General features: G+C 67.7%; 18 protein-coding genes. 12 read left to right on the top strand and 6 right to left on the bottom strand.

The window, feature by feature from the left end; translation table 11 throughout:
• The first annotated feature begins 3 nt into the window (after positions 1-3).
• The 3 genes from AC07U0_RS01085 to AC07U0_RS01075 are packed head-to-tail and all read left to right on the top strand — an operon-like array spanning position 4 to position 7,729.
• Positions 4-3,138, top strand: coding sequence for an efflux RND transporter permease subunit (locus tag AC07U0_RS01085; protein ID WP_494718190.1), 3,135 nt, complete (start codon positions 4-6; stop codon positions 3,136-3,138).
• Complete coding sequence (locus AC07U0_RS01080) at positions 3,135-6,317, top strand: efflux RND transporter permease subunit (protein ID WP_494718189.1); 3,183 nt, start codon at positions 3,135-3,137, stop codon at positions 6,315-6,317. The genes AC07U0_RS01085 and AC07U0_RS01080 overlap by 4 nt, the downstream gene beginning before the upstream one ends.
• The gene (locus tag AC07U0_RS01075) at positions 6,314-7,729 is read left to right on the top strand and encodes an efflux transporter outer membrane subunit (RefSeq protein WP_494718188.1); all 1,416 of its coding nucleotides are present in this window, start codon (positions 6,314-6,316) and stop codon (positions 7,727-7,729) included. Before AC07U0_RS01080 ends, AC07U0_RS01075 begins: the two co-directional genes overlap by 4 nt.
• Here AC07U0_RS01075 and AC07U0_RS01070 read toward each other — a convergent pair.
• Genes AC07U0_RS01070 through AC07U0_RS01050 form a run of 5 tightly spaced genes read right to left on the bottom strand, consistent with a single transcriptional unit; the run spans position 7,726 to position 12,574 of the window.
• Entirely contained in the window at positions 7,726-8,598 is an 873-nt protein-coding gene (locus AC07U0_RS01070; protein ID WP_494718187.1) for a flagellin, read from the bottom strand. The genes AC07U0_RS01075 and AC07U0_RS01070 overlap by 4 nt on opposite strands.
• Positions 8,595-10,289, bottom strand: a complete 1,695-nt coding sequence (gene flgK / locus AC07U0_RS01065) for a flagellar hook-associated protein FlgK (RefSeq protein WP_494718186.1) — start codon at positions 10,287-10,289, stop codon at positions 8,595-8,597. Before flgK ends, AC07U0_RS01070 begins: the two co-directional genes overlap by 4 nt.
• Before the next feature lie 13 nt (positions 10,290-10,302).
• Positions 10,303-10,644 (bottom strand): hypothetical protein, encoded by a 342-nt coding sequence (locus AC07U0_RS01060; RefSeq protein ID WP_494718185.1) that lies wholly within the window; start codon positions 10,642-10,644, stop codon positions 10,303-10,305.
• Positions 10,644-11,909, bottom strand: a complete 1,266-nt coding sequence (gene flgE / locus AC07U0_RS01055) for a flagellar hook protein FlgE (protein ID WP_494718184.1) — start codon at positions 11,907-11,909, stop codon at positions 10,644-10,646. The genes AC07U0_RS01060 and flgE overlap by 1 nt, the downstream gene beginning before the upstream one ends.
• Positions 11,910-11,920: 11 nt before the next feature.
• Positions 11,921-12,574 (bottom strand): flagellar hook assembly protein FlgD, encoded by a 654-nt coding sequence (locus AC07U0_RS01050; protein WP_494718183.1) that lies wholly within the window; start codon positions 12,572-12,574, stop codon positions 11,921-11,923.
• 224 nt (positions 12,575-12,798) lie between these two features.
• On the opposite strand from AC07U0_RS01050, the gene AC07U0_RS01045 reads away from it, so the two are divergent.
• From AC07U0_RS01045 to AC07U0_RS01005, 9 genes are all read left to right on the top strand, one after another.
• On the top strand, positions 12,799-13,623 hold the full coding sequence (locus AC07U0_RS01045) for a flagellin (RefSeq protein ID WP_494718182.1): 825 nt from the start codon (positions 12,799-12,801) through the stop codon (positions 13,621-13,623).
• 63 nt (positions 13,624-13,686) lie between these two features.
• Complete coding sequence (fliD, locus tag AC07U0_RS01040) at positions 13,687-15,375, top strand: flagellar filament capping protein FliD (RefSeq protein WP_494718181.1); 1,689 nt, start codon at positions 13,687-13,689, stop codon at positions 15,373-15,375.
• A gap of 22 nt (positions 15,376-15,397) precedes the next feature.
• Positions 15,398-15,757, top strand: coding sequence for a flagellar protein FliS (locus AC07U0_RS01035; protein WP_494718180.1), 360 nt, complete (start codon positions 15,398-15,400; stop codon positions 15,755-15,757).
• A 96-nt stretch (positions 15,758-15,853) separates the two neighbouring features.
• Positions 15,854-16,510, top strand: a complete 657-nt coding sequence (locus AC07U0_RS01030; RefSeq protein WP_494718179.1) for an RNA polymerase sigma factor — start codon at positions 15,854-15,856, stop codon at positions 16,508-16,510.
• On the top strand, positions 16,479-16,667 hold the full coding sequence (locus AC07U0_RS01025; protein ID WP_494718178.1) for a hypothetical protein: 189 nt from the start codon (positions 16,479-16,481) through the stop codon (positions 16,665-16,667). The genes AC07U0_RS01030 and AC07U0_RS01025 overlap by 32 nt, the downstream gene beginning before the upstream one ends.
• Before the next feature lie 114 nt (positions 16,668-16,781).
• On the top strand, positions 16,782-19,295 hold the full coding sequence (locus AC07U0_RS01020; protein ID WP_494718177.1) for a TonB-dependent receptor: 2,514 nt from the start codon (positions 16,782-16,784) through the stop codon (positions 19,293-19,295).
• A gap of 12 nt (positions 19,296-19,307) precedes the next feature.
• On the top strand, positions 19,308-21,020 hold the full coding sequence (locus tag AC07U0_RS01015) for an alkaline phosphatase D family protein (protein ID WP_494718176.1): 1,713 nt from the start codon (positions 19,308-19,310) through the stop codon (positions 21,018-21,020).
• A gap of 69 nt (positions 21,021-21,089) precedes the next feature.
• The gene (cheB, locus tag AC07U0_RS01010) at positions 21,090-22,175 is read left to right on the top strand and encodes a chemotaxis-specific protein-glutamate methyltransferase CheB (protein WP_494718175.1); all 1,086 of its coding nucleotides are present in this window, start codon (positions 21,090-21,092) and stop codon (positions 22,173-22,175) included.
• Entirely contained in the window at positions 22,151-23,011 is an 861-nt protein-coding gene (locus AC07U0_RS01005; RefSeq protein WP_494718174.1) for a CheR family methyltransferase, read from the top strand. Before cheB ends, AC07U0_RS01005 begins: the two co-directional genes overlap by 25 nt.
• Before the next feature lie 69 nt (positions 23,012-23,080).
• Here the strand turns inward: AC07U0_RS01005 and AC07U0_RS01000 are convergent, their stop codons facing one another.
• Positions 23,081-25,009: a methyl-accepting chemotaxis protein gene (locus tag AC07U0_RS01000; RefSeq protein WP_494718173.1), complete on the bottom strand. Its 1,929-nt coding sequence runs from the start codon at positions 25,007-25,009 to the stop codon at positions 23,081-23,083.
• Positions 25,010-25,019 lie beyond the last annotated feature (10 nt).

The following is a 25,019-nucleotide window of genomic DNA, read 5'->3' as shown; positions in this document are numbered from 1 at the left end:
CGCATGAGCCCTTCGCGTCCCTTCATCCAGCGCCCGGTCGCGACCGCGCTGCTGATGCTGGCCATCGTGCTGGCCGGCTTCGTCGGCTTCCGCATGCTGCCGCTCTCGGCCCTGCCGCAGGTCGACTACCCGACCATCCAGGTCCAGACCCTGTATCCGGGCGCGAGCCCCGAGGTCATGAGCCAGACCATCACCGCGCCGCTCGAACGCCAGCTGGGCGAGATGGCGGGGCTGGACAGGATGAGCTCGGTCAGCTCGGCCGGCGCCTCGGTCATCACCCTGCAGTTCGGGCTGAACGAGACGCTGGACGTCGCCGAACAGGAGGTCCAGGCCGCCCTGAACGGCGCCAGCGCCCTGCTGCCCGCCGACCTGCCGGCGCCGCCGACCTATGCCAAGATCAACCCGGCCGATGCGCCGGTGCTGACGCTGGCGATCACTTCCGACACCCTGCCGCTGACCGAGGTGCAGAACCTCGTCAACACCCGTCTGGCCCAGAAGATCAGCCAGACCGCAGGCGTGGGTCTGGTCAGCCTCTCGGGCGGCCAGAAGCCGGCGATCCGCATCCAGGCCGACACCCAGGCCATGGCCTCCTACGGCATCACCCTGACGGACATGCAGTCGGCGATCACGGCCGCCAACGCCAACGGCGCCAAAGGCTCGTTCGACGGCCCGACCCGGACCTATACGATCAACGCCAACGACCAGCTGCTGACGGCCGATGACTACAAGAATCTGATCGTCACCTATGCAGACGGCGCTCCCGTGCGGCTGTCGGACGTGGCCAAGGTCATCGACGGCGCGGAGAACTCCAAGCTGGGCGCCTGGGCCGACGAGAAGCCCGCCATCCTGCTGAGCGTCCAGCGCCAGCCGGGCGCCAACGTCATCCAGACCGTTGACGCCATCAAGGCGCGCCTGCCCGAGCTCCAGACCCAGCTGCCGGCCGCGGTCGACATGCAGGTCCTGACCGACCGCACGACGGGTATCCGCTCGTCTGTGCACCACGTCGAATTCGAGCTGATCCTGGCCATCATCGGCGTCGTGCTGGTGATCTTCCTGTTCGTGCACAGCCTGCGCGCGACCCTGATCGCCAGCCTGGCGGTGCCCATCTCCCTGATCGGCGCCTGCGGGGCGATGTATCTGCTGGGCTACAGCCTGAACAACCTCAGCCTGATGGCCCTGACCATCGCGACCGGCTTCGTCGTGGACGACGCCATCGTCATGATCGAGAACATCTCGCGCCACATCGAGAAGGGCGAGAAGCCCATGGCGGCGGCGCTCAAGGGCGCGGGCGAGATCGGCTTCACCATCATCTCGCTGACGGTCTCCCTGATCGCGGTGCTGATCCCGTTGCTGTTCATGGGCGACGTGGTCGGGCGGCTGTTCCGCGAGTTCGCCATCACCCTGGCCATCACCATCCTGATCTCGGCGGTGGTCTCCCTGACCCTGACGCCGATGCTGTCGGCGCGCTGGCTGAAGCCTGAGGCCGAGGGCGAGCTGAAGGGCGTCAGCCGCTACAGCGCCCGCCTCTTCGCCGATGTCGAGCGGCGCTATGAGAAGGGTCTGGATTGGGTGCTGCGGCATCAGCCCCTGACGCTGGGCATCGCGGTGGCGACCGTCGCCCTGACGGCGGTCCTCTATCTGGTCATCCCCAAGGGCCTGTTCCCGGTGCAGGACACCGGCCAGCTTCTGGCCCGCACCGAGGCGACCAGCTCCATCTCCTATGCGAAGATGAGCGAGCTGCAGCAGCAGGCCGCCAAGGTCATCCTGGCCGACAAGGATGTGAAGTCACTGAGCTCCTTCATCGGTGTGGACGGGACCAATAACGCGACCCTTCACAACGGCCAGATGACCATCAATCTGAAGGACGGTCACGGCTCGCAGGACAGGATCATGGCCCGGCTGAAGTCCGAGGTCGCGGAGATCCCTGGCCTGCGACTGTTCCTGCAGCCGACCCAGGACCTGACCATCGACACTGAAACCGGCCCGACCCAGTACAGGCTCGCCGTCGAAGGCGCCGACACCGCCGTCGTCAAGGAATGGGCCGGCAAGCTGGCCGCGGCGATGGAGAAACAGTCCAAGCTCCGGAACGTCTACAACGACGCCAGCGCCACGACCTCGGCGGCCCTCGTCGACGTCGACCGCGACACTGCCGCACGGCTTTCCATTACCGCGTCACAGGTGGACGAGGCCCTCTACAGCGCCTTCGGCCAGCGGATCGTTTCGACCATCTTCACCGAGACCAACCAGTACCGGGTGATCCTCGAGGCTGACCCGACGCTCGTCACCGACCTGAACACTCTCGGTCAGCTGAACCTCAAGGCCGAGGGCGGGGCCGCGCCGCTGAGCGCCTTCGCCACCATCCGCGAGCAGCAGTCGCCGGTGCAGGTGACCCACGTGGCCCAGTTCCCGGCGACGACCATCGGCTTCGACGCCGCGCCCGGCGTTTCGCTCGGCGCCGCGGTCGGTCAGGTCCGGGCGGCGATCAAGAGCATCGACATGCCCGCCAGCGTGACGACGACCTTCCTCGGCAGCGCCGGCGCCTATGAGAACTCCCTGACCAACCAGCTGTGGCTGATCCTGGCGGCGGTGGTCTGCGTCTACATCGTGCTGGGCGTTCTGTACGAAAGCTACGTCCACCCGCTGACCATCCTGTCGACCCTGCCGTCGGCGGGCGTCGGGGCCCTGTTCGCCCTGCTGATCACCGGCAACGATCTGGGCGTCATCGGCATCATCGGGCTGATCCTGCTGATCGGCATCGTGAAGAAGAACGCCATCATGATGATCGACTTCGCGATCGACGCGGAGCGGACCGAGGGCAAGTCGCCGCGCGAGGCCATCTTCCAGGCGGCGGTGCTGCGCTTCCGGCCGATCCTGATGACGACGATGGCCGCGCTGCTGTCCGCCGTGCCCCTGATGCTGGGCATGGGGGAGGGGGCGGAGCTGCGCCGACCGCTTGGTATCGCCATCTTCGGCGGCCTTCTGGTCAGCCAGCTGCTGACCATGTTCACGACGCCGATCATCTATCTGGCCTTCGACAAGCTGGGGCCCAGAAAGACGCCGACGGGCGCCGCCGGTTCGTCCGAGGATGACGGTCCGCTGCCGAAGGACCTTGAAGGTGACCCGGAGCCTGCCCGGTGAACCTGTCCCAGCCCTTCATCCGGCGGCCGATCGCCACCATCCTGCTCAGCGTCGGCCTGGCGCTGGCGGGGATCGGCGCCTTCTTCGTCCTGCCGGTCGCGCCCCTGCCGCAGGTCGACTATCCGGCCATCTCGGTGCGGGCCAGCCTGTCGGGGGCCAGCCCGGAGACCATGGCCTCCAGCGTCGCTACGCCGCTGGAGCGGCGCCTCGGCGTCATCTCCGACGTCAATGAGATGACCTCGTCCAGCTCCACGGGCTCCACGCGGATCAATCTGCAGTTCAACTTGAACCGCAACATCGACGGCGCGGCCCGCGAGGTTCAGGCGGCGATCAATGCCGCGCGCTCGGACCTGCCCGCCTCGATGCGCAGCAACCCGACCTACAACAAGGTCAACCCGTCCAGCGCCCCGGTGATCATCCTGGCCCTGACCTCCGACACCAAGACGCCGGGCCAGATCTATGACGCGGTGTCCAACACCGTCTCCCAGCGCATCGCCCAGGTCGACGGCGTCGGCGAGGTCGAGATCGGCGGCGGCTCCCTGCCGGCCGTGCGGGTCCAGATCAATCCGTTCCAGCTCAACACCTACGGCATCAGCCTGGAGGACGTGCGCGCCGCGATCGAATCCGCCAACGCCGACCGGCCCAAGGGCGCGGTCGAGGGTGACGGCCGACGCTTCCAGATCTACACCACCGCCGCGGGCCGCAACGCCACCGACTATTCCAACCTCGTCATCGCCTGGCGCGACAACGCCCCGGTCCGGCTGTCGGACGTGGCCACGGTCGCCGACAGCGTCGCCGACACCCGCACCCTCGGCCTGTTCAACGGCAAGCCGGCGATCATCGTCCTGATCACCCGCGAGCCCGGCGCCAATGTCATCAAGACCGTCGACGGCGTCCGCGCCGTGGTGCCCGAGCTTCAGGCCCAGCTGCCCAGCGACATCAAGATCCAGGTGGCGTCGGACAGCACCAACTCCATCCGCTCGTCCCTGCACGAGATCGAGCTGACCCTGATCGTGTCGCTGATCCTCGTGGTGCTGGTGGTCTCGGCCTTCCTGCGTACGGCCTCGGCGACGATCATCCCGGCGGTGGCGACCGTCGTCTCCCTGCTGGGGACGTTCGGGGTCATGTATCTGCTGGGCTTCTCGCTGAACAACCTCTCACTGATGGCCATCACGGTCGCGACCGGCTTCGTGGTCGATGACGCCATCGTGGTTCTGGAGAATACCCAGAGGCACATCGAGGCGGGGATGGAGCGGGTCAAGGCGGCCCTGCTGGGCGCGCGCGAGGTCGGCTTCACCGTCCTGTCGATTTCCATCTCGCTGGTGGCTGTGTTCATTCCGCTGCTGTTCATGGGCGGGCAGGTCGGGCGGCTGTTCCGGGAGTTCGCCGTGACCCTGTCGGCGGCGGTGATGATCTCGCTGGTCATCTCCCTGACCCTGACGCCGATGATGTGCGCCTTCATGCTGAAGCGGCATCCCGAGGGGCATCGCGAGAACTGGCTGGCCCGCCAGTTCGAAAAGGCCTTCAGCTTCGTCCAGAACGTCTATTCCTGGTGCCTGGACTGGGCGCTGGCGTGCAAACCGCTGGTGGTCCTGTCGCTGGTCGCGATCATCGCCCTGACTGGCTACCTCTATGTCGTCGTGCCCAAAGGCTTCTTCCCGCAGCAGGATTCCGGTCAGCTGATGGCCGGGGTGCGGGCGGACGAGAGCGTGTCCTTCCAGGCCATGTCGACCAAGCTGAAGACGGTCGTGGACATCATCCACAAGGACAAGGCGGTCGACACCGTCGTCGGCTTCACCGGCGGCGCCCGGGCCGGCGGCGCCTTCATGTTCGTCAACCTCAAGCCGCTCAAGGAGCGGGGCGAGAACGGGGCCGCGGTCATCGCCCGGCTGCGGCCGCAGCTGCAGAAGGTGGCGGGCATCAGCGTCTTCCTGAACCCGGTGCAGGACGTGCGCATGGGCGGGCGGTCGTCGAACTCGACCTATCAGTACACCCTGATCTCGGACTCCAGCGCCGACCTGAAGACCTGGGCGTCCAAGCTGGCCGAGGCGATGAAGGCCCGGCCCGAACTGACTGATGTCGACAGCGATCAGTCGGAGAACGGCGTCGAGACCTTCATCAACATCGACAAGGACACGGCCGCGCGTATGGGGATCACCCCCCGGGCCATCGACAACAGTCTCTACAACGCCTTCGGCCAGCGCCAGGTCGCGACCATCTATGAGGACATCAACCAGTACTCCGTGATCATGGAATGGCAGTCAGCCTTCGCCCAGGGTCCCGAGGCCCTGAACGACGTCCAGGTCCCGACCAGTGGCACGGGAGCAACGACCAACGCCGTGACCAACCCGGCCCTGCGCGATCCCTCGACCGGGACGGCGCTCGCCACCACCACCACGCCGATGACGCCGCTGTCGGCGATCTCCTCCGTCAGCCAGCAGCCGACCGCGACCTCGGTCAATCACCAGAACGGGGAGCTGGCCACAACCGTGTCCTTCAACCTGGCGGACGGCGCCAATCTGGCCGACGCCAAGACGGCCATCGCCGAGGCCGAGGCGTCGATCGGCATGCCCATCAACGTCCGTGGTTCGTTCGCCGGCACGGCCGCCAGCGCCAATGATCTGGCCAAACAGATGCCGCTGCTGATCGGCGCTGCGCTGGTGGCGATCTACCTCGTGCTGGGCATTCTGTACGAGAGCTACGTCCACCCGCTGACGGTGCTGTCGACCCTGCCGGCGGCGGGCGTCGGTGCGGTGCTGGCCCTGATGCTGTTCAACATGGAGTTCTCGGTCATCGCCCTGATCGGGGTCTTCCTCCTGCTTGGCATCGTGAAGAAGAATGCGATCCTGATCATCGACTTCGCGCTGGACGCCCAGAGATCGCGTGGGCTGTCGGCGGTGGAGGCGGTGCGTGAGGCGTCGCTGCTGCGCTTCCGCCCGATCCTGATGACGACCCTTGCCGCAGGCCTCGGCGTCCTGCCGCTCGCCATCGGCTTCGGCGAGGGGGCGGAACTGCGCCGTCCGCTGGGCATCACCATCATCGGCGGCCTGATCGCCAGCCAGCTCCTGACCCTGCTCACGACCCCCGTCGTCTACGTCTATCTCGACAAGCTCAGGGGCAGGAAACGCGACGAGAGCGCCCTGGCGCGCCACATCGAACCGGAGACCACCACCGCATGACCCGCATCCCTGCAAAGACCGCGGCGGCCCTGTTCAGCGTCGCCCTCCTGACCTCCGCCTGCGCCGTGGGACCGAACTATGTGGTCCCGACCACAGCGACGGCCCCACTCAGCTTCAAGGCCCCGACGGGCTGGAGCGTGGCCACGCCCGGCGACAGTCTGGATCGCGGCGACTGGTGGACCCTGTTTGGCGATCCGGTCCTGAACGATCTGGCCGCCCGCGCCGAGACCGCCAACCAGACCATCGCCGCCGCCGAGGCCTCGTATCGCGGCGCCCGCGCCGCGACGCGCGAGACCCGGTCCAGCCTGTTCCCGACCGTCGATCTGAACGGCTCGGGTTCGAAGTCGGGCGGCGACGGCTCGACCGGCGACAGCGAAAGCTATCAGGTCGGCATCGGGGCCAGCTGGGAGCCCGACCTCTGGGGCCGTATCCGCCGCCAGGTCGAGAGCGCCAACGCCCAGACCGAGGGCAGCGCCGCGGATCTGGCCAGCGCCCACCTGTCGATCCAGGGCGAGCTGGCGGCCAACTATCTGAACCTGCGCGAGGCCGACGCCGAGACGGCGATTCTGAATCAGACCATCGCCGCCTATGAGCGGGCGCTGACGATCACCCAGAACCGCTATGACGCCAAGATCGCGCCGCGCGTCGATGTGCTTCAGGCCCAGAGCCAGCTGGCCACGGCGCGCTCGACGCTGGTGGGCCTTGAGCGCACCCGCGCGACCTATGAGAACGCCATCGCGGTGCTGGTCGGCGAGAACCCCAGCAGCTTCACCCTCGCAGCTGTCAGCGACTGGACCCCGGTCGTGCCCGACGTGCCTCTGGGCGTGCCGTCGGAGATCCTGCAGCGCCGTCCGGACATCGCCTCGGCCGAGCGCGCGGTGGCTTCGGCCAATGCGACCATCGGGGTCGAGCAGGCGGCCTTCTTCCCGACCCTGTCCCTGACCGGATCGGCCAATTCGCAGGCCTCGAGCCTCGGCGACCTGTTCGCGGCCTCGACCAATGTCTGGTCGCTGGGGCTGGGTCTGGCGGAGACGGTGTTCGACGCCGGGGCGCGCGGCGCCCGGGTGGCGCAGGCCCGAGCCACCTATGACGGCACGGTCGCCACCTATCGCCAGACGGTGCTGACGGCGTTTCAGGACGTCGAGGATCAGCTGACGGCGACGGGCGTCCTCGCTCGCCAGTACGCCCTGTTGCAGGAAGCCTCGACCGCGGCGGACCAGACCGAGGCGGCGGTGCTCAACCAGTATCGTGCGGGGCTGGTGGCCTATACCGATGTGGTCTCGGCCCAGACCAGCGCCCTGACCGCGCGCCGCAACCTGCTGCAGGCCGGGGTGGATCGCCAGACCACGGCGGTGGCGCTCATTCAGGCTCTGGGCGGCGGCTGGACCAGCGCCGCGCTCCGGAACCCCTAGCGGAGATAGTCGGACAGCTTGACCGACATCAGCATGTTGAGGGTGGAGTAGGCGGTCTGGAGCTGGGTCTCGTACTGGGTCGCCAGCACCGAGGCCTCGGCCAGATCGGCCTCCTTCAGGGTGCTGATCAGACCGGACAGGGCCGAGGCTTTCGCGTCCGCGCGGTCGGCGATGGCCTCGAGCCGGGTCGCCCCCGCCGACAGGCCGGCCTGAAGATCGGCGACGCCCGAAGCCGCCGACTGGACCTGATCCAGCGCCGTAGCGGCGGTCGAGGTCCCGTTGATCAGTCCCTTCAGCGCCTCGACCAAAGTCGCCAATGAAGAATTGGCGGAATTGACCGAAAGGGCCACCGTCTGACCATCCGAGGCCGTGAACACCCGTTCGTCGGTGCTACCCAGATAATAGCTGTCGGCCGCCCCTGAGACATAGTCGGTCAGGTTCACCGCCGTGGCGTCGGTCGCGGTTCCGGCGAACAGGGACTGGTCCGAAAACTGGCCGTTGAGGATGCTCTGCAGGTCCGACAGCCAGCCCTGGGCCGTCGTCGCGAGGGCGGTCGTGTCATTGGCGCTGACGGCGCTGGCGAGGGTCGTGGAGATGGTGTCCGTCAGATCGGTGATCGTGCCGAGCGCCGACCAGGACTGCTGCAGCACCGTCAGGGCGCTGTTGGCGGCAGCGGATTGTGCGGTCGCCGTTTCGTACGCCGTCTGCTGCCGCGTCAGGGCCCCCGCCGAGACGCCGAGCCCGCCGAAGGTTGCCGACTTGAGCCCGCTCGCCGTCTGGGCCTGTACCTCAGCCATCTTCGCCTGGACCCCCAGGGTCTGGTTCAGAACGTAGAGGGACTGGCTGAAGGTCGCGACCCTGCCGATCATGACGCGGCCATGCTGACGAGGGTGTCGAACATGTCCTTGATCGCGCTCATCAACTGGGCGGTGATTTCGTACTGCTGCTGATAGAGACTGACGAGGGCGGTCTGTTCGTCGAGGTTCACGCCGGTCACGTTGCTGAGGCTGTTCTGATAGCCGGCGGCGAGGGTCGTCGAGAGCGAGGCCGCGCTGGAGGCCTTCGACACCGTCGAGGCGGCCGAGGCGAGGACGTTGGAAGCATAGGATAGCAGGCTGGTTGTCTGGGCCGACAGCTTGCCGGAGGCGGGCAGGGCGCGGTCGGCGCCCAGGGCCGTCAGCATGGCCTGGACGCCGCCCGTTCCACCCGAGGCGACCGCGCTCGCATTAACGGCCGCCGTGGAGTCGAGGGTTGAGGTGGCCAGCTTGCTGCTATCGGACAGCAGGCTGGCGGAGACGCGGATGGTCGAGGCGTCCGTCCCCGAGAAGACATCGTTGAAACCGAGATACGCATTCAGCGTCTGGCCCGAGCCGGTCAGGGCCGCGCTGGTGTCCAGGGCGATCCCGCCGCTGGAACTGCTGATCGTCAGCTTGCCGTTCGACAGGCTGGCGGAGACGCCCGACAATCCGTTCAGGGCGGTCATCAGATCGGCGACGGTGGTGATCCCGGACAGGTCGAGGGTGGTTGATCCGGTCGAGGTCCCCGAGGTCGTCATCTGCACGATGGTCAGGCTGCCGGTCAGGGAGAGGGTGTCGCTTGAAGCCACCGACAGGCTCGACGTCAGGCTGGACGGCGGATAGCCGGCCGAGCTCGCGGCGGCGGTGTTGACGGCGTCGATCACCCCGGCCGCCAGGGTGTCGAGCGCGGATTGTTCGGCGGGCAGGATCGTGTCGCGCAGCGCCAGCAGGCCGCCCAGTTCGCCGGTCGTCAAGCTGGTGGTCGCATCGCGTCCGTTGATGGTCACGCCCGACAGGCTGTAGGGGTAGCTCGTCGAGGCCGAGACCGCGCTGGTCGAGAAGCCCAGCACGCTGGCGGTGTCGCCGACCAGTTGCTGGCCGCTGGTGGTGTAGACGTTCAGCCGGCCCGAGGCGTCCTCATAGCTGGTGACCCCGATCAGGCCCGCCAGCGAGGTCATGGCGGTGTCGCGCGCGTCGGCGAGGCTGGCGGCGTCGCCCTGACCGGAGACGATCTGGCTGTTGAGGCCGCTGATGGTGGTCAGCAGGTCGTTGATCTGGCCGACGGTGGTGGCGATGGCGCTGTCGGCGTCCTTGCGCAGCGACTGGATGCCTGAGGACAGGTCGCGCAGGCCGTCGGCCAGTTCGCTCGCGGCCGAGACCACATCGGCGGCGCTGGTCGTCGTCGAGCCCGAGGCCAGGCCGGTCAGGGCTGTGGACAGGGCCGAGGTCAGGCTGGGGATGTCCGAGCCGTCGTCGGTCCCGCCGAGCAGGGTGTCGTAGCGGCTGAGCGTGTCGCTGACGGCGGTGTCGTAGCCGGCCTGTGACGCGCTGGTGATCACCGACTTCAGGAGATAGCTGTTCGTGGCCCGGGTGACCGTGCCGGTGCTCAGACCCAGGACCGACGTCTGGGACGTCGCGGAGTAAGTCTTGGAGGTGTAGCCCGTGGTGCTGGCGTTTGCGACGTTGGTCGTGCTCAGGGCGACCTGATACTGGGCCGTCGACAGGGCCGCCGAGGCGTTGGCGAGAACGCCACCCAGACTCACGGCTCACCCCTGTTCATGCGTCGCCTCTCGGCGGTGTCCGCGCCAGACGCGCGCCCGCGCCATAGGCGTCGCGCGCGCCCACGCCGCGGGTGAGCCGAACGATCTCGGCGGCGTGGGCGCTCATCCCGGCGCGCAGCACCTCGGCTCGCGTCTTGAGCGCGGCCTCCAGAAACTGGACGTCGGAGATCAGCACCGCCCGGTCGTCCCAGGGCAGTGTCGCCAGCTTCGCGGCGATGTCGCGCGCCATGGCGGCGGCTTCCTCGTAGCCCTCGATGATCGGCAGGCTGAAGCCTGCGCCCCGCGAGCGCCGGGCCCGGGACAACAGCTTCTGCAGGTCCTGCCCGCTATCTGACATCAGCGGACCACCGAGATCAGGGTGTCGAACATGTCCTTGACGCTGGACACCACCTGGGACGCGGCGGAGTAGGCCTGCTGGGCCACGATCATCTTGTTGAACTCGGTCGCCGTGTCGGTGGTCGAGCCTTCGAGTGCGCTGGAGACCACGTCGCCGGCGGCGCCGATGCCCGACAGATTGATCTGGGCCTGACCGCTGGAGGCGCTGGCCTTGAAGGTGGTGCCCGACACCTGGGTCAGGCCCGAGGCGTTGGCGAAGGTCGCGACCGGGATCTTGTAGATCGTCTTGGTCAGGCCGTTGGAGAAGGTGGCGCTGACCGTGCCGTCCGAGCCGATGGAGACGCCGCTGAGCGTGCCCGCCGCCATGCCGTCGCTGGTGATCTTGGTCACGGCGATGGTCGGGTCGGTGGCGCCGGAATCGTACTGGGTCAGGCCGGTCGAGGAGCCGACGGCGCCGAGGTTCAGCGCGACCGTGGCGTCCGAGGCGCCGTCGTTGAAGCTGAAGGTCACCGACGACGGATCAGGATTGATCACCGAGGGCAGGCCGTTGCTGTCGAAGGTGATGCTGACCGTGTTGGTCGCCGCCGTCCCGGTCTCGGCGCCGTCGCCCGCCGAATAGGGATTGCTGACCGCCAGCGACCAGGTGTTGGCGTCGGTCTTGGTCCAGGTCTGGTCGAAGATGTGGGTCGCGCCGAGGCTGTCGATCACCGAGGAGGTGGTGGTGAAGGCGTCGCCGACGGCGGCGTCGGCCGGCAGGTTGGCGGCGACCGTCAGGCTGGTGCTGGCCGCGGCCGGGGAGGTCAGGTTCGAAACGTTGATCGCCTGCAGGCTGGACGCGCCGGTGGCGGTCACCACGCCGTCGGCGTCGGTGGCGTAACCCTGCAGATAGTAGCCTTCGGAGTTGACCAGATAGCCGGAGGAGTCGGTCGTGAAGCTGCCGTTGCGGCTGTAGGCCAGGTCCGCGACCCCGCCCGTCGGGCTGCTGGTCACGGCGAAATAGCCGTTGCCGTTGATGGCCAGATTGGTGTCGACCGTCGAGGTGGAGATCACCCCTTGGACCAGCATGGCGCGGCTGAGCGAGGTCGAGACCCCGCCGGCGGCGATGCTGGATTCCATGCTGGAGGAGACCAGCGACTGGAACGAGGTGTCCTTGACCTTGTAGGCCGTGGTCGAGGAGTTGGCGATGTTCTCCGAGATCGACGACAGGGCGACGCCCTGGGCGGTCAGGCTGGAGACGGCGGAGGCGAGAGCGCTGGACAGGGTCATCGGGGCGCTCCTCAGGCCGAGGCGTAGAGTTTGAGGATGTCGTCGGCGGAGATGACCGCGTCCCCGGCCTGGTAAGCCGTGGTCCCGCTGTCGAAGGTCACCGCGTCAATCTTCGCGAAGGCGGTCACGCCGTTGACCGTGCCCACGCCGTCGGTGTCGCTGGACACGGAGGTCAGGGTCAGGACGTCGCCGTCCGAGACCCCCGTCAGGTCGGCCTGGTTCAGGGAGAAGGCGTGCTGGCCGCTGCTGGTCTCGCCCGTGCCGGACCAGACGACGTCGCCGTCCTGATTGGTCACCACCAGCGCCGTCGAGGCGGCGTCCGACCCGACCGTATAGGTCCAGGAGGCCGAGCCGTTCTGGACAGGGGCGTCTGTGCTGTCGATCTCGGCGGTCTTGCCGATGTAGTCGGCGCCGCCTGCGGTCAGCATGGCGGTCAGGGACGAGGACAGGGCCGAGAGACTGTCGTTGGTTTCGGTCTGGGCGCCGAGCTGGGCATAGCCGACCAGCTGGTTGGTGAAGTCGGTGACGTCGGTCGGTTCGAGCGGGTTCTGCGTCTTCAGCTGGGTGACCAGGATCTGCAGGAACTGGTTCATGTCGAGCGTCAGCGCCGACGAGGAAGCCGTGCTGGTCGAGGTCGTCGTCGCGACTGATGAGACTGTGGTCATGGCGTCGGCCCCGTCCGGTTGCTGTCACGGGTTCAACGGGGCGGCCGGAACGGATGGGGCGCGGAAAATGCGCGGCCCCCGATTTTTCTCACGACGCAAGAAAGCGCGCCCCAAACGCGGCGGCCGCTCCGTTCCAGCCTCGGGACCGGAGACGAGAAGCGTTCTCCGACCCCTCCGGCGTGCATTCCGCGCGTCGGCGTCAGTCTGGAGAGAACGAGGAAAGAATGCCTGTCATCTCAACCAATACCGCCGCCAATACCGCCCTGCGCTATCTGAACGCCAATTCGGCGGCGCAGTCGGCCTCGGTGGCGAAACTGTCGAGCGGCCAACGCATCCAAAGCGCCAAGGACGACGCGGCCGGTCTGGCCACGTCGACCAACATCGCCGCCGATGTGGTGGTGCTCGAACAAGCCTCCATCAACGCCCAGCAGGGAACCGCGGTGCTTCAGACCGCCGACGGCGCCCTGTCCCAAATCAGCGACATCCTGCAACGCATGAAGTCGCTGACGGCCCAGTCCCAGACCGGGTCGGTGGACGATGATGGCCGCGCCAACATCGATGCGGAGTACCAGCAGCTGCTGGAGGAAGTCGGGGACATCGCGACCTCGACCAACTTCAACGGCTCGACCCTGCTCGACGGCGCGGGCGACTATTCGACCGGCGTCTCGTTCCTCCTGGGCACCAGCAGCACCGATGTGCTGACGGTGACCATCGACGGGGTGACGGCGAGCGATCTCGGCATCGACGGCACCGACGTCACCTCCGCGGACAACGCGGCGACGGCGATGGACGCCATTGATGGGGCGATCAACTCCATCTCGACGTCGCGGGCGAATGTGGGCGCCAGCCTGTCGCGCTTCGACTACCGGGCGAGTGTCATCGACACCTCGCTCGAGAACCTGGAGGCCGCGAAATCGGCCATCAGCGACGTCGACCTGGCCTCCGAGCAGACCAACTACACGACGCTGTCGACCCTGACCCAGGCGGCCATCGCCGCCCTGAGTCAGGCGAACAGCATGAGCCAGTCGCTGTTGAAGCTGCTCCAGTAAAGGCGCGGGCGGGGGTTCGCCTCCGCCCGTTCCTCCTGATCGTCAAACCCACGGACAAAGCCCATGGCCAGTGTCGCCGCTACCGCCTCGACCTCCGGGTCGGCCAGCTACATCACCTCCATCTCCTCGGGACTGGACACCGACGCCCTGATCGATGCGGCGGTGGCCCAGAAGACCGCGCGCGCCGACACCATCGACGCCAAGGTTACGGCCAACACCACGAAGATCAGCGCCTATCAGGAGGTCCAGACCCTGGTCGCGGCCGTGTCCGACGCCATGGAGTCTCTCGCGCTGCCCGCCTGGTCCAGCCTGGGATCGGAGAACGCCTTCGACAACCGCTCGGGCTCCCTGACCACGGCCTCGGGCGCGACCGTTTCGGGCCTGGCCGTCGATGTCGACAGCGAGGCGGCGACCGGCGTCTATTCCATCGAAGTGGTCCAGCTGGCCCAGGCGATGAAGGTCGCCGCGACCGCCGCCGCCTCCACCACTGCGCTCGGCCTGACCGGGGTTATGTCGGTCGGCGTCGAGGGCGGGACCGCTGCGAACATCACCGTCACCGCGACGACCACCCTCAGCGACCTCGCCAAGGCCATCAATGCCCAGACCTCGACGACTGGCGTCCAAGCCTCGCTCGTGAAGCTGGATTCGACCAGCTACCAGCTGGTCCTCTCCGCCGTGGACACCAATGAGACCATCGTCCTGGGCACGATCAGCGGCGATGATGTGGCGCAATCGGTCGGCCTGACCGACGCCGACGGCGGCTTCACCAATGTCCTGCGCCAGGCCCAGCCGGCAATCATCACCGTGGACGGCGCCACCGTCACCCGCTCGACCAATGAGATGACCGACGTCATCGACGGCGTCAGCTTCTCCCTCGCCGGGGTCACGACCGAGCCGATCACCCTGACCATCACGGCCGACAACTCGGGGGTGAAGACCGCGATCAGCGACTTCGTCACCGCCTACAACGCCCTGAAGCAATATGTCCTCGATCAGCAGGCGGTGTCGTCCAGCGGCGGGGCCTCGGACGATGCGGTCCTTTTCGCCGATAGCCTGTTGCGGTCGCTGGACCAGACGCTGAAGACCCTGATCAACGGCGCCAGCGCCTCGGCCTCGGGCGACATCACCCGGCTCAGCGACATGGGCATCACCTGGACCTCGGACAATCTGCTCGAGATCAGCGACGAGACCACGCTGAACGACGCCATCCTGTCCAATGCGAAGGCGCTGGAGAGTTTCTTCGAGACCGACTTCACCACTTCGGACAGCGGCCTGAAGCTGCTCCGCAACAACACCTCGAAGTCGCTGGACTTTACCCTGTCGGTCCAGACGGATGAGAGCGGGGCCATCACCGGCGTGACGGCCAATGGCGACGATGCGGCCTTCACCATCTCCGGCTCGCGCCTCGTGGGGGCGACGGGCACGGCCTACGAGGGGATCACCTTCATCCTGGCGCCGGCCTCGACCGGGGACATTTCGGTGTCGATCCAGCAGGGGTTCGCCAACCTGCTGACCCAGGCGATGACGTCATACGACAGCTCGACCACCAGCCTGATCCAGCAGCGCATCAACTCGATCGAGACGGTCAACGAGGACCTGACCACCCGGTCCGACAAGATCCGCACGGACGCCGATGCGTACCGCGAAAAGCTCGTGACCAAATACGCGAACATGGAGGCCGAGCTGACCCAGGCCAAACTTCTTCAGGCCCAGATCGCGGCCATTCTCGGGAACACATCGGACGATGACTAACACCGCCTACGGACGGGCCAGCATGGCCTATCGCGCCTCGGGTCTGCTGATCCACGAGCCCGCCACGGTCGCCCTGGCCCTGCACCAGAAGCTCTACGCGGCCGTGACCTCGGCAAGCCTTGCCGGGGAGCAGAATCGGCTCGACGAGATGACCACCCACGTCCAGACCGCCACAAGCCTGCTTACCGCCATGAGAATGCACATGAATTTTGAGCTGGCGGGGCCCGATGGGCGCCGTCTCGCCGAATTCTACCGCCGGCTCCAGCGCCAGATCGTCGCCGCCGGAATGTTGCGGGAGGGAAGCCCGGAGTGGTCGAACATAACCGCCCAGATACGCAATGTTATGTTGGGACTGTCCAAGGCCACAAGCCGGCAACATTAGGTGTTTCAATCTTACATCATTGAAATATAAGGAGAAAATGTCAGATTTGGCATGTCGATTGCTGCGCGATGGGTAGTTGAATGCTGGATCCGCACGATGTCCGCCAAGCCCGCGCCCGCCCCGAAACAGACGGTCCTCGAACCGGTCTCTCGCCGTGATGACCTCTCCGACGAGGTCCTCTACGGCCGGCTGAGGGACGGGGATGATCTTTGCCTGCGGGTGCTGATGGATCGCCACAGCCGCATGGCCCAGGTCATCTGCCGCAACATCGTCGGCGACCCTGACGAGGCGATGGATGTGGTGCAGGAGGTCTTCTTCACCCTGTGGCGCAGGGGCGGGTGGACGGCGGAGGGGGCGAAATTCTCGACCTGGCTGCACCGGGTCGTGATCAACCGGGCCATCGATCACCGCCGCCGCCGCCGCGACGCCCCGACCGAGGACACGGTCCTGGCCACGGCGCTGGAGGCGCACGACGACCACCGCGCCGTCTCGGCGGAGAGGTCACTGGAACAACGACAGGCGGGCGATCGCCTGAGAGCGGCCGTCGAACGGCTGCCGGATGCCCAGGCCCAGGCTATGCGCCTGCACTATTTCGAAGACGCCGACGTGCCCGAGATCATGGCGCGGATGGCCACCACCGAGGGCTCGGTGCGTTCACTGCTCAAAAGGGGCAGGATGGCGCTCCGGGACGATTTGCGGAATCAGAAGAAGCTCTGGACCCATGACCATGACCGAATGGCGCGACCATCTTGAAATCCTCGGCCCCGACCTGAGCGTCTGGCCGCCTCGCCTCGCGGAGGAAGCCATCGCCCTGATGAGCATTTCACGCGAGGCCCAGGACATCTTTGCGGTGGCCAGCGGCGCCCCCGCGCCCGGCGTTGACGCGGCCGGACGGACAGCGATCCGCTAACTGATCAACCGTCACCAATCCGCGTCTGGAGCTTCATGCGCCGGTCGCCGCGCTGTCGCCTGACGGGCACGGAGCGCCGCTAACCCCTGTGAAGCTGTGCAGGGGATCTGAAAAATGGCGCGTCACGACACTCTCAAGAATGGCCTTCTGGGCGCAACCGCCCTGATGGCAACTCTCGGCGGCGCGACCGTCGCTTCCGCCCAATCGACGGAACAGACGAGCCAGGTCGAGGACGTCGTCGTCACCGCCCAGCTCCGCGCCCAGGACCCCATCGAGGTTCCCTTCGCCCTGACGGCCTACACCGGGAACTTCCTCGAGAAGCTGGGCGTGCAGGACTTCGAGGAGCTGTCGGCCTATGTCCCCGGCTTCCTGGTGCAGAACCAGTCGCCGAACAACGCCGGTTTCGTGATGCGCGGCATCACCTCGGACTCGGGTGAAGCCACCGTCGAGCCCCGCGTCTCGGTCTTCCAGGACGGCGTCTCCATCTCCAAGTCGCGCGGCTCCTACGTCGAACTGTTCGACATCCAGCGCGTGGAGGTGGCCAAGGGCCCGCAGTCGACCCTCTATGGTCGCGGCGCCCTGATCGGCGCGGTCAACATCATCCAGAACAAGCCTCTGGTCGGCGAGTATGACGCCGCGGCCCGCGCCAGCGTCGGCAACCTCGACTACCGCATGGCCGAGCTGATGGTGAACGTTCCGGTCGGCGAGACCGGCGCGATCCGCTTCTCCACCCGGATGAAGACCCGCGACGGCTATATCGAGAACCTGCTGGGCGGCGACAACTACAACAGCGTCGACACCCAGGCCTTCCGCCTGTCGGGCGCCTTCGAGCCGTCGGATCGCCTGCGCGTCGACCTCATCGGCAACTACCAGACCGACAATCCGGCCGGCACCTCCTTCAAGTCGATCGCCTATAATCCTCAGGACCCGAACACAGGCGCGGTGCTGGGCGTGCGCGACGCCAATGAGGGCGCGGCCCTGACCCCGGGTGGAAACTTCGACGGCGGCAAGACCCTGGGTCTGGACCGCGAGGTCTGGGGCGTGACAGGCATCGTCAAGGCAGGCCTGACCGACAGCCTGACCCTGAACTCGACCACGGCCTACCGCGAGTTCGACAGCTATGAGACCTTCGACGCCGACGGCATTTCCTTGCCGCTTCTGACTGCCGCCGAGGACGCGCAAGGCAAGCAGTGGAGCCAGGAGTTCCGCCTGAACTACGACAACGGCGGCCGCTTCTCGGGCTTCGCCGGCGTGGGCTACTTCAAGGAAGAAGGCTCGCAGCGCGCGGTCACCGAGTTCGACGAGCGCATCGCCCTGGCCCAGCTCTCCGGCCTGCTGGACGGCGCACCCGGCGTGGCCCTGCCCAATGCCCTGTCCCTGGCGAGCTACAGCTCTCCGACCCTGATCAACCCGATCCTGGCCGGCCTCGGCATCCCGTCGCTCTTCATCCCGGGCATCGCCGCCAACCTGAAGTCCAGCCACATCGAAGAGGCGACCAACTCCAGCGAGCTGGAATCCTGGGACCTTTTCGCCGACGCCACCTACAAGCTGACTGATCGCCTCGAGATCTCGGCGGGCGTGCGCTACACCCGCGACGACAAGACCACGGGCTTCGCCTCCCAGGTCGACAACGGCCGCTCGATCGTCGGTTCGCTGCTGGCTCTCAGCGCCATCCCGTCGGGGGCCCAGGGCGCCTTCCTGACCGCACTCGCCACGCCGGGCGCCGCCACCGCCCCGGTCTCGGCCGCCTTCCCGCTGTTCGGCCTGACCTTCCAGCCGACGGCCGGCAACGGTTCGACTTCGACCCAGGGTCTGGAGGACGACGGCTTCACCTGGCGCGCCACCGCTCGCTACGCCCTGTCGGACGACGCCAGCCTCTATGCCAACTACGCCCGCGGCCGTCGCCCGACGGTCCTGGCCGCCAGCGCCCCGAGCGCTCCGTTCGGCGCTCCGCGCTTCACCGAGGTCGCCTCGGAACAGGTCGACAGCTACGAGGTCGGTTACAAGGCCGCCCTGATGGATCACCGCCTGCGCCTCGATGCGGCGGCCTATCTGTACAACTACGAAAACTTCCAGACGACGGTGCAGCAGGGCACCCTGTTCGTCACCACCAACGCCGGCAAGGCCGAGAGCTACGGCTTCGAAGGCCAGTTGAGCTGGGCGATGACCGACCAGGTCGAGGTCTTCGGGACCTACGGCTACAACCACTCGCGCTTCAAGGCGGGCATCTATGACGGCAACAAGTTCCGTCTGTCGCCCGACAACCGCGCTTCGGTCGGCCTGATCTGGACCCAGCCGGTCGTCGGCGGTTCGATCGAGATCCAGCCGACCTACACCTGGCAGTCGGAGATGTTCTTCGACGACAACAACGATCGCACTGACCTGCAGACCCGCAACTTCGTCGCCGATACCGTCGTGGACGAGGTGCAGGACGCCTACGGCCTGCTCAGCCTGCGTGTTCGCTACATCCCGAACGGCGCCAACTGGGGCGTTGAGGTCTTCGGCGACAACCTGACCGACGAGAAGTTCATCAAGGATGCCGGCAACACCGGCGACGGCCTCGGCATGCCGACCTTCATCGCCGGCGAGCCCCGCACCTACGGCCTGACCGTCAGCCTGCGTTACTGAGAGTAGAGCGTCATGAAGATCGATCGCCGCGGCCTCCTGAAATCCATCGGTGCGGCGGGGGCGGTTCCCGTCGTCGCCTCGGCCTCCACGGCCGGGGCGGCGGGAGCGGTCGCCTTCCGCCACGGCGTCGCCTCTGGCGATCCGTCGACGACAGCGGCGATCTTCTGGACGCGGGTCACCCCCGCCGAGGCCTCCAGCGGCCCGATCCCGGTGGTGCTGGAGGTCGCGTCCGACGCGGCCTTCGCCCACATGGTCCGACGTTCGACCGGTCTCTCGGCCGAGCCGGCGCGTGACTTCACGGTCAAGCACGACCTTGACGGTCAGGGGCTGAAGGCGGGGACCGAATATTTCTACCGCTTCATCGCCGCGGGCGTGACTTCGCCGGTCGGCCGGGTGAAGACCCTGCCGGAGGGCGCGACGCCGGACGTGGCCCTGGCTGTCGTCTCGTGCCAGCTCTACCCGGGCGGGCTGTTCAACGCCTATGACGCCATCGCGAAGCTCGACCGTCTCGACGCCGTCGTGCACCTGGGCGACTACATCTATGAATACGGCGCCGAGGCCGACGACTACGGCATGACCGTCGGCGCCGCCCTGAACCGTATTCCGGAGCCGGCGCACGAGATCGTCCGCCTGGCCGACTACCGCCAGCGTCACGCCCAGTACAAGACCGACCCCGACCTTCAGGCCGCCCACGCCCGCGCCGCCTTCATCTGCGTCTGGGACGACCACGAGGTCGCCAACGACACCTGGAATACGGGTGCGGAGAACCACCAGCCCGCGACGGAAGGCGACTTCAATGCGAGGAAGGCTGCCGCGCTGAAGGCCTATTTCGAATGGATGCCGATCCGCGAGCCGGTCCCCGGCAAGATGGCCGAGGCGATCCAGCGCACCTTCCACTTCGGCGATCTGGCCAGTCTGATGATGGTCGAGACCCGGCTGCAGGGCCGTCAGCAGCAGCTGACCTATGCCGCCGACATCACGATGACGCCCGGCCCGGACGGCAAGCCGGTGCCCGACGCCGCCGCCTTTGAGGCCAAACGCAACGCCCCTGAACGCGACCTTCTGGGCGACGCCCAGCGCGACTGGCTGGGTCGCGAACTGGCCGCCTCGAAGAGCGCCGGCCGTCCGTGGCAGGTGCTGGGCAATCAGGTCGTCATGGCCCGCGTCGCCGGTCCGAACATCGCCGCCATGGCCACGCCGGAACAGATCGCAGGCATGCTGGGCGGCCTGCCGCCCTCGATCCGCGCCCAGGTGGAAGGCTCCATCGCCCTGTTCGCCCAAGGCCTGCCGTTCAATCTCGACAGCTGGGACGGCTATCCGGCCGGTCGCGAGCGCCTTTACCAGACCTTCAAGGCGGCGGGCGTCCAGCCCATCGTCCTGGCCGGCGACAGCCACTCCTTCTGGGTCAACGATCTGGCCGATGCGGCGGGTGAACGCGTCGCGGTCGAGTTCGGGACCAGCTCCATCTCCAGCCCCTCGCCGCAGGACGCCATCGGCGACTTCCCCCTCGGCATGGCGCTGGATCTCGCCAACAAGGAGGTCCTGTTCTGCGACCAGACCTCCAAGGGGTACATCCTCCTGACCCTGACCCCGACCGAGGCCCGCGCCGATCTGGTCGGGATGTCGACCATCGTCGCCAAGCCTTATGAGGCCAAGGTCGTGACGCGCTGGAGCGTGGCCAGGACCGACGCGGGTCTGGGGCCGACGGCGCGGGTTCCGGTCTAGTTTGCACGCATAAGTAGTATGTCCTTCACTCTTGAAGGGTTAGGGTAGGGCTCCGCCAAGGAGTCGCCCGTGCAGCCGTCCCGCCTTTCCGACCTCGCCCGCCCCGATCCCGACAGGCCGGTCCGCGTCATGGTGGTCGATGACTCCGCCGTGGTGCGCGGCCTGATCGCGCGGGCGTTGGAGGCCGATGCAGCGGTCACTGTGGTCGCCCGGGCCGAGAACGGGCAGGCGGCCCTGGCCCAGCTCGAGCACGTCGAGGTCGACGTCATTGTTCTGGATCTGGAGATGCCGGTGATGGACGGGATGACCGCCCTGCCGCTGATCCTGGCGCGGCGACCGGGGGTCAGGGTCATCGTCGCCTCGACCCTGACGCTGCGCAATGCCCGGTTGTGTCTGGACACGCTTCAAGCGGGGGCCTCCGACTATGTGTCCAAGCCCGAGGGCGGGGGGCTGGTCCATGCAGAGGAGTTCCATCGTCAGCTACTGGCCAAGGTCCGCGCCATCGGCGGCGCGCCCGAGCCGGTGGGCGTCGCACCGGCTTTACGGCCTTCGCCGCGTCCGGCCTCGCCGCCCTCGGCGCGAACCACCCAGCCAGAGGTCATAGCCATCGGCGGTTCGACCGGTGCGCCGCCCGCGCTCGTTCAGGTGTTCGAGGCCCTGCGCGGCGTGACCCTGCCCATCCTGCTGACCCAGCACATGCCGCCCATGTTCACTGCCCTTCTGGCGGAGCAACTTTCGCGCGCCGGCGATCGGCCGTGCCGCGAGGCCGTGGACGGTGAGCCGGTCGTCGCGGGCCGCGCCTATGTCGCCCCCGGCGGTTGGCACATGACCGTCGAGCGGGGCGCTTCGGGTCCTGTCATCCGGCTGGATCATGAGCCGCCCGAGCATTTCTGCCGTCCCGCCGTCGATCCCCTGATGCGCAGCGTGGCCCGGACCTACGGCGCATCGGCGCTGGCGGTCATCCTGACCGGCATGGGCTCGGACGGGGCCGCGGGCTGCGCCGCGGTCGCCGAGGCGGGCGGCCGGTTCGTGGTCCAGGACGAGGCGACCAGCGTGGTCTGGGGCATGCCCGGCGCCGGCGCTCGCACCGGCCGCGCCGAGGCGGTCCTGCCGCTTTCGCGGATCGGCGAATGGTTGAAGCGAGCGGCGGCATGACCGGGGCGATCAGCGACATCGAGGCCTTCCGCCGGCTGGTGCTGGAACGCTCGGGCCTCAGCCTCGGGGCCGACAAGGACTATCTGCTGCAGAGCCGGCTGACGCCCCTGATGCGCGAGGAGGGGCTGACGACGCTGGACGCCCTGTTCGCCCGGCTGCGTCTCGATCCGCGCGGTCGGCTGGCCCAACGCGCCGTCGACGCCATGGCGACGCACGAGAGCTACTTCTTCCGCGACGCCACTCCCTTCGACCAGCTGCGCGACGTCCTGTTGCCGGCCATAGTCGCCCGACGCGCCGGGGCGAAGCGCCTGCGCATCTGGAGCGCCGCCTGCTCCAGCGGGCAGGAGCCCTATTCGCTCGCCATGCTGCTGCTGGAAGAGCGCCGCCTGTTCCCCGATTGGACCGTCGAAATCGTGGCCACGGACATGTCCCAGCCGATCCTCGATCGCGCCCGGCGCGGGATCTACAGCGACTTCGAAACCTCACGCGGCCTGTCCGAGGCCCGCCGCTCGCGCTGGCTGAAGCGCGACGGCGGCGACTGGTCGATCGCGCCCGAGGTCCGGGCTCTCGTCGAATTCCGTCCGCACAATCTGATGGACGGCACGGCAGGCATGGGCCGGTTCGACCTGATCTTCTGCCGCAACGTCCTGATCTATTTCGAGCAGTTGCAGAAGCGCTGGGCGCTCGCCCGGCTGTCGGAAGCGCTGGAGTCCGACGGCGCCCTTATCCTCGGCAGCGCCGAGACCGTGGTCGGTCTGGACAGCGCTTTCGAGCCCATGCCCGGCCTGCGCGGCGCCTTCCAGCCGTGTGCCCGGGAAGAGCGTCTCAGAGCCTGACCTTCAGGGCATAGAAAAAGGGGCGCGGCCAGGGTCGCCGCGCCCCTCCGGACATCACCGAGCCTCCGTTCAGGCGGCGGCCAGCTTGTCCATCTCCAGCGTCAGGGCCTCGGCCTGCTGGGCCAGCTCGCCGGACGCCTTGAGCAGGTCGGCCGAGGCGTCACTGGTCTGGACGGCGGCGGCGTTGACCCCGGCGATGCTTGACGACACCTGCCGCGTGCCCTCCGCCACCTGGGTGACGTTGGCGGCGATCTCGCGCGTCGCGGCCGACTGTTCCTCCACAGCCCCGGCGATGGCCGAGGCGATGTCGGCGACCTTGCGGATGGTGTCGGTGATGCCGCCGATGGCGCCGACCGAGGTCTGGGTCGCCGACTGCATGGCCGAGACCTGGGACGAGATTTCGTGGGTCGCCCGCGCCGTCTGGTCCGAAAGGCTCTTCACCTCCGAGGCCACGACCGCGAAGCCCTTGCCGGCCTCGCCCGCCCGCGCCGCCTCGATGGTGGCGTTGAGCGCCAGCAGCTTGGTCTGGCCGGCGATGTCGTTGATCAGGGTGACCACATTGCCGATCTTCTGCGCCGCCTGGGCGAGGCTGCGGATCGAGTCCGAGGCCTTGTCCGCCTCCGTCACCGCATGCTGGGAGATGCTGGAGCTTTCGGCCACCTGCCGCGCGATCTCCCCAATGGAGGCGGTCAGCTCCTCGCCCGCCGACGACACGGTCTGAACGTTGACCGAGGTGATCTCGGCGGCGGAGGCGACCATCCCGGCCTGACGCGTGGTCTCCTCGGCGGTGACCGCCATCCCCTCGGCTGTGGCCCGCATCTGGGAGGCGGCGGAGGCGACGATGCCCGAGATTTGCGTCACCCGCTCGGCGACCCGCTTCTGGGCGGTGATGTCGGTGGCGTATTTGACCACCTTGAACGGGCGGCCATTGCTGTCGAGGATCGGGTTGTAGCTGGCCTGGATCCAGATCTCGCGGCCATCCTTGCCGAGGCGGCGATACTGTCCGGCGTCGTATTCGCCGCGGCCCAGCTTCTCCCAGAACCGGCGGTACTCGGCGCTGGCGGCGTATTCGGGATCGACGAACAGGCTGTGGTGGCGGCCGACGATATCCTCCAGCCGATAGCCGACGGCGCCGGTGAAGTTCTCGTTGGCCGACTGGATCGTTCCGTCGACCGAGAACTCGATCACCGCCTGGGCCTTGTTGATGGCCGCGATCTGGCCTTCGAAATTCGCCGACTCCAGCTTCTGGGCAGTGATGTCGGTGGCGTATTTGACGACCTTGAAGGGCCGTCCGGCGGCGTCGAGGATCGGGTTGTAGCTGGCCTGGATCCAGACCTCCTTGCCGTTGCGGCCCAGGCGGCGGTACTGGCCCGCGTCGAACTCGCCCCGGCCCAGCCGCTCCCAGAAGGCGCGATAGCCGGGGCCCTGCGCCTCCGTCGGATCGACGAACACGCTGTGGTGGCGGCCGACAATGTCCTCCAGCCGATAGTCGACGGTGGCCAGGAAGTTGGCGTTGGCGTCCTGAATGACGCCATCCATGCCGAACTCGATCACCGCCTGGACCTTGTCGAGCGCGGCCAGCATCCCGGCGTGTTTGCGGTCCTCGCCGATGTCGGTCAGTTCGACGAGTTCGCCCAGCGGCCGGCCGACCTCGTCGCGCACGGCGGTGGCCCGCACCGAGAAGGGGGCGGCGCCGACGGCGATCTCTCCGGTGCGGATGTCGGGCGCGGCGCCGATGCGGGCGGGAGCGAAGCTGACACCCGCGAGACCCATCCGGCCGCCCTCGGGGGTCAGGGGGTCGAGGCCGGGAAAGGCTTGCGACAGGGCGGTGGCGTGGGCCTGCATCAGGCTCCGCGCCGCGCCGTTGACGCGCAACACCTCGCCCATGGGGTCGAGCAGGATCAGGGCCGAGGCGACGCCGTCCAGCGCCGCGGCGGCGAAGGCGGGGTCCAGCAGGGCGGGTTCGAGGTCTTCAGAAGCATGAGCGAGTGCGGGCATGGGGGTGTTC

It is taken from the genome of Brevundimonas sp. GW821-FHT02A10 (genome assembly GCF_059422025.1).
The sequence above is the reverse complement of the archived record's forward strand: the minus strand, read 5'-3'. Positions and strand labels throughout refer to the sequence as shown.

What these genes read in the sequence shown, in the direction of transcription:
- AC07U0_RS01085 (WP_494718190.1), top strand. Translation starts at nt 4, where the DNA reads ATGAGCCCTTCGCGTCCCTTCATCCAGCGCCCGGTCGCGACCGCGCTG.
- AC07U0_RS01075 (WP_494718188.1), top strand. Translation starts at nt 6,314, where the DNA reads ATGACCCGCATCCCTGCAAAGACCGCGGCGGCCCTGTTCAGCGTCGCC.
- AC07U0_RS01070 (WP_494718187.1), bottom strand. Translation starts at nt 8,598, where the DNA reads ATGATCGGCAGGGTCGCGACCTTCAGCCAGTCCCTCTACGTTCTGAAC.
- AC07U0_RS01060 (WP_494718185.1), bottom strand. Translation starts at nt 10,644, where the DNA reads ATGTCAGATAGCGGGCAGGACCTGCAGAAGCTGTTGTCCCGGGCCCGG.
- flgE (WP_494718184.1), bottom strand. Translation starts at nt 11,909, where the DNA reads ATGACCCTGTCCAGCGCTCTCGCCTCCGCCGTCTCCAGCCTGACCGCC.
- AC07U0_RS01050 (WP_494718183.1), bottom strand. Translation starts at nt 12,574, where the DNA reads ATGACCACAGTCTCATCAGTCGCGACGACGACCTCGACCAGCACGGCT.
- AC07U0_RS01045 (WP_494718182.1), top strand. Translation starts at nt 12,799, where the DNA reads ATGCCTGTCATCTCAACCAATACCGCCGCCAATACCGCCCTGCGCTAT.
- fliD (WP_494718181.1), top strand. Translation starts at nt 13,687, where the DNA reads ATGGCCAGTGTCGCCGCTACCGCCTCGACCTCCGGGTCGGCCAGCTAC.
- AC07U0_RS01035 (WP_494718180.1), top strand. Translation starts at nt 15,398, where the DNA reads ATGGCCTATCGCGCCTCGGGTCTGCTGATCCACGAGCCCGCCACGGTC.
- AC07U0_RS01030 (WP_494718179.1), top strand. Translation starts at nt 15,854, where the DNA reads ATGTCCGCCAAGCCCGCGCCCGCCCCGAAACAGACGGTCCTCGAACCG.
- AC07U0_RS01025 (WP_494718178.1), top strand. Translation starts at nt 16,479, where the DNA reads ATGACCATGACCGAATGGCGCGACCATCTTGAAATCCTCGGCCCCGAC.
- AC07U0_RS01020 (WP_494718177.1), top strand. Translation starts at nt 16,782, where the DNA reads ATGGCGCGTCACGACACTCTCAAGAATGGCCTTCTGGGCGCAACCGCC.
- AC07U0_RS01015 (WP_494718176.1), top strand. Translation starts at nt 19,308, where the DNA reads ATGAAGATCGATCGCCGCGGCCTCCTGAAATCCATCGGTGCGGCGGGG.
- AC07U0_RS01005 (WP_494718174.1), top strand. Translation starts at nt 22,151, where the DNA reads ATGGTTGAAGCGAGCGGCGGCATGACCGGGGCGATCAGCGACATCGAG.
- AC07U0_RS01000 (WP_494718173.1), bottom strand. Translation starts at nt 25,009, where the DNA reads ATGCCCGCACTCGCTCATGCTTCTGAAGACCTCGAACCCGCCCTGCTG.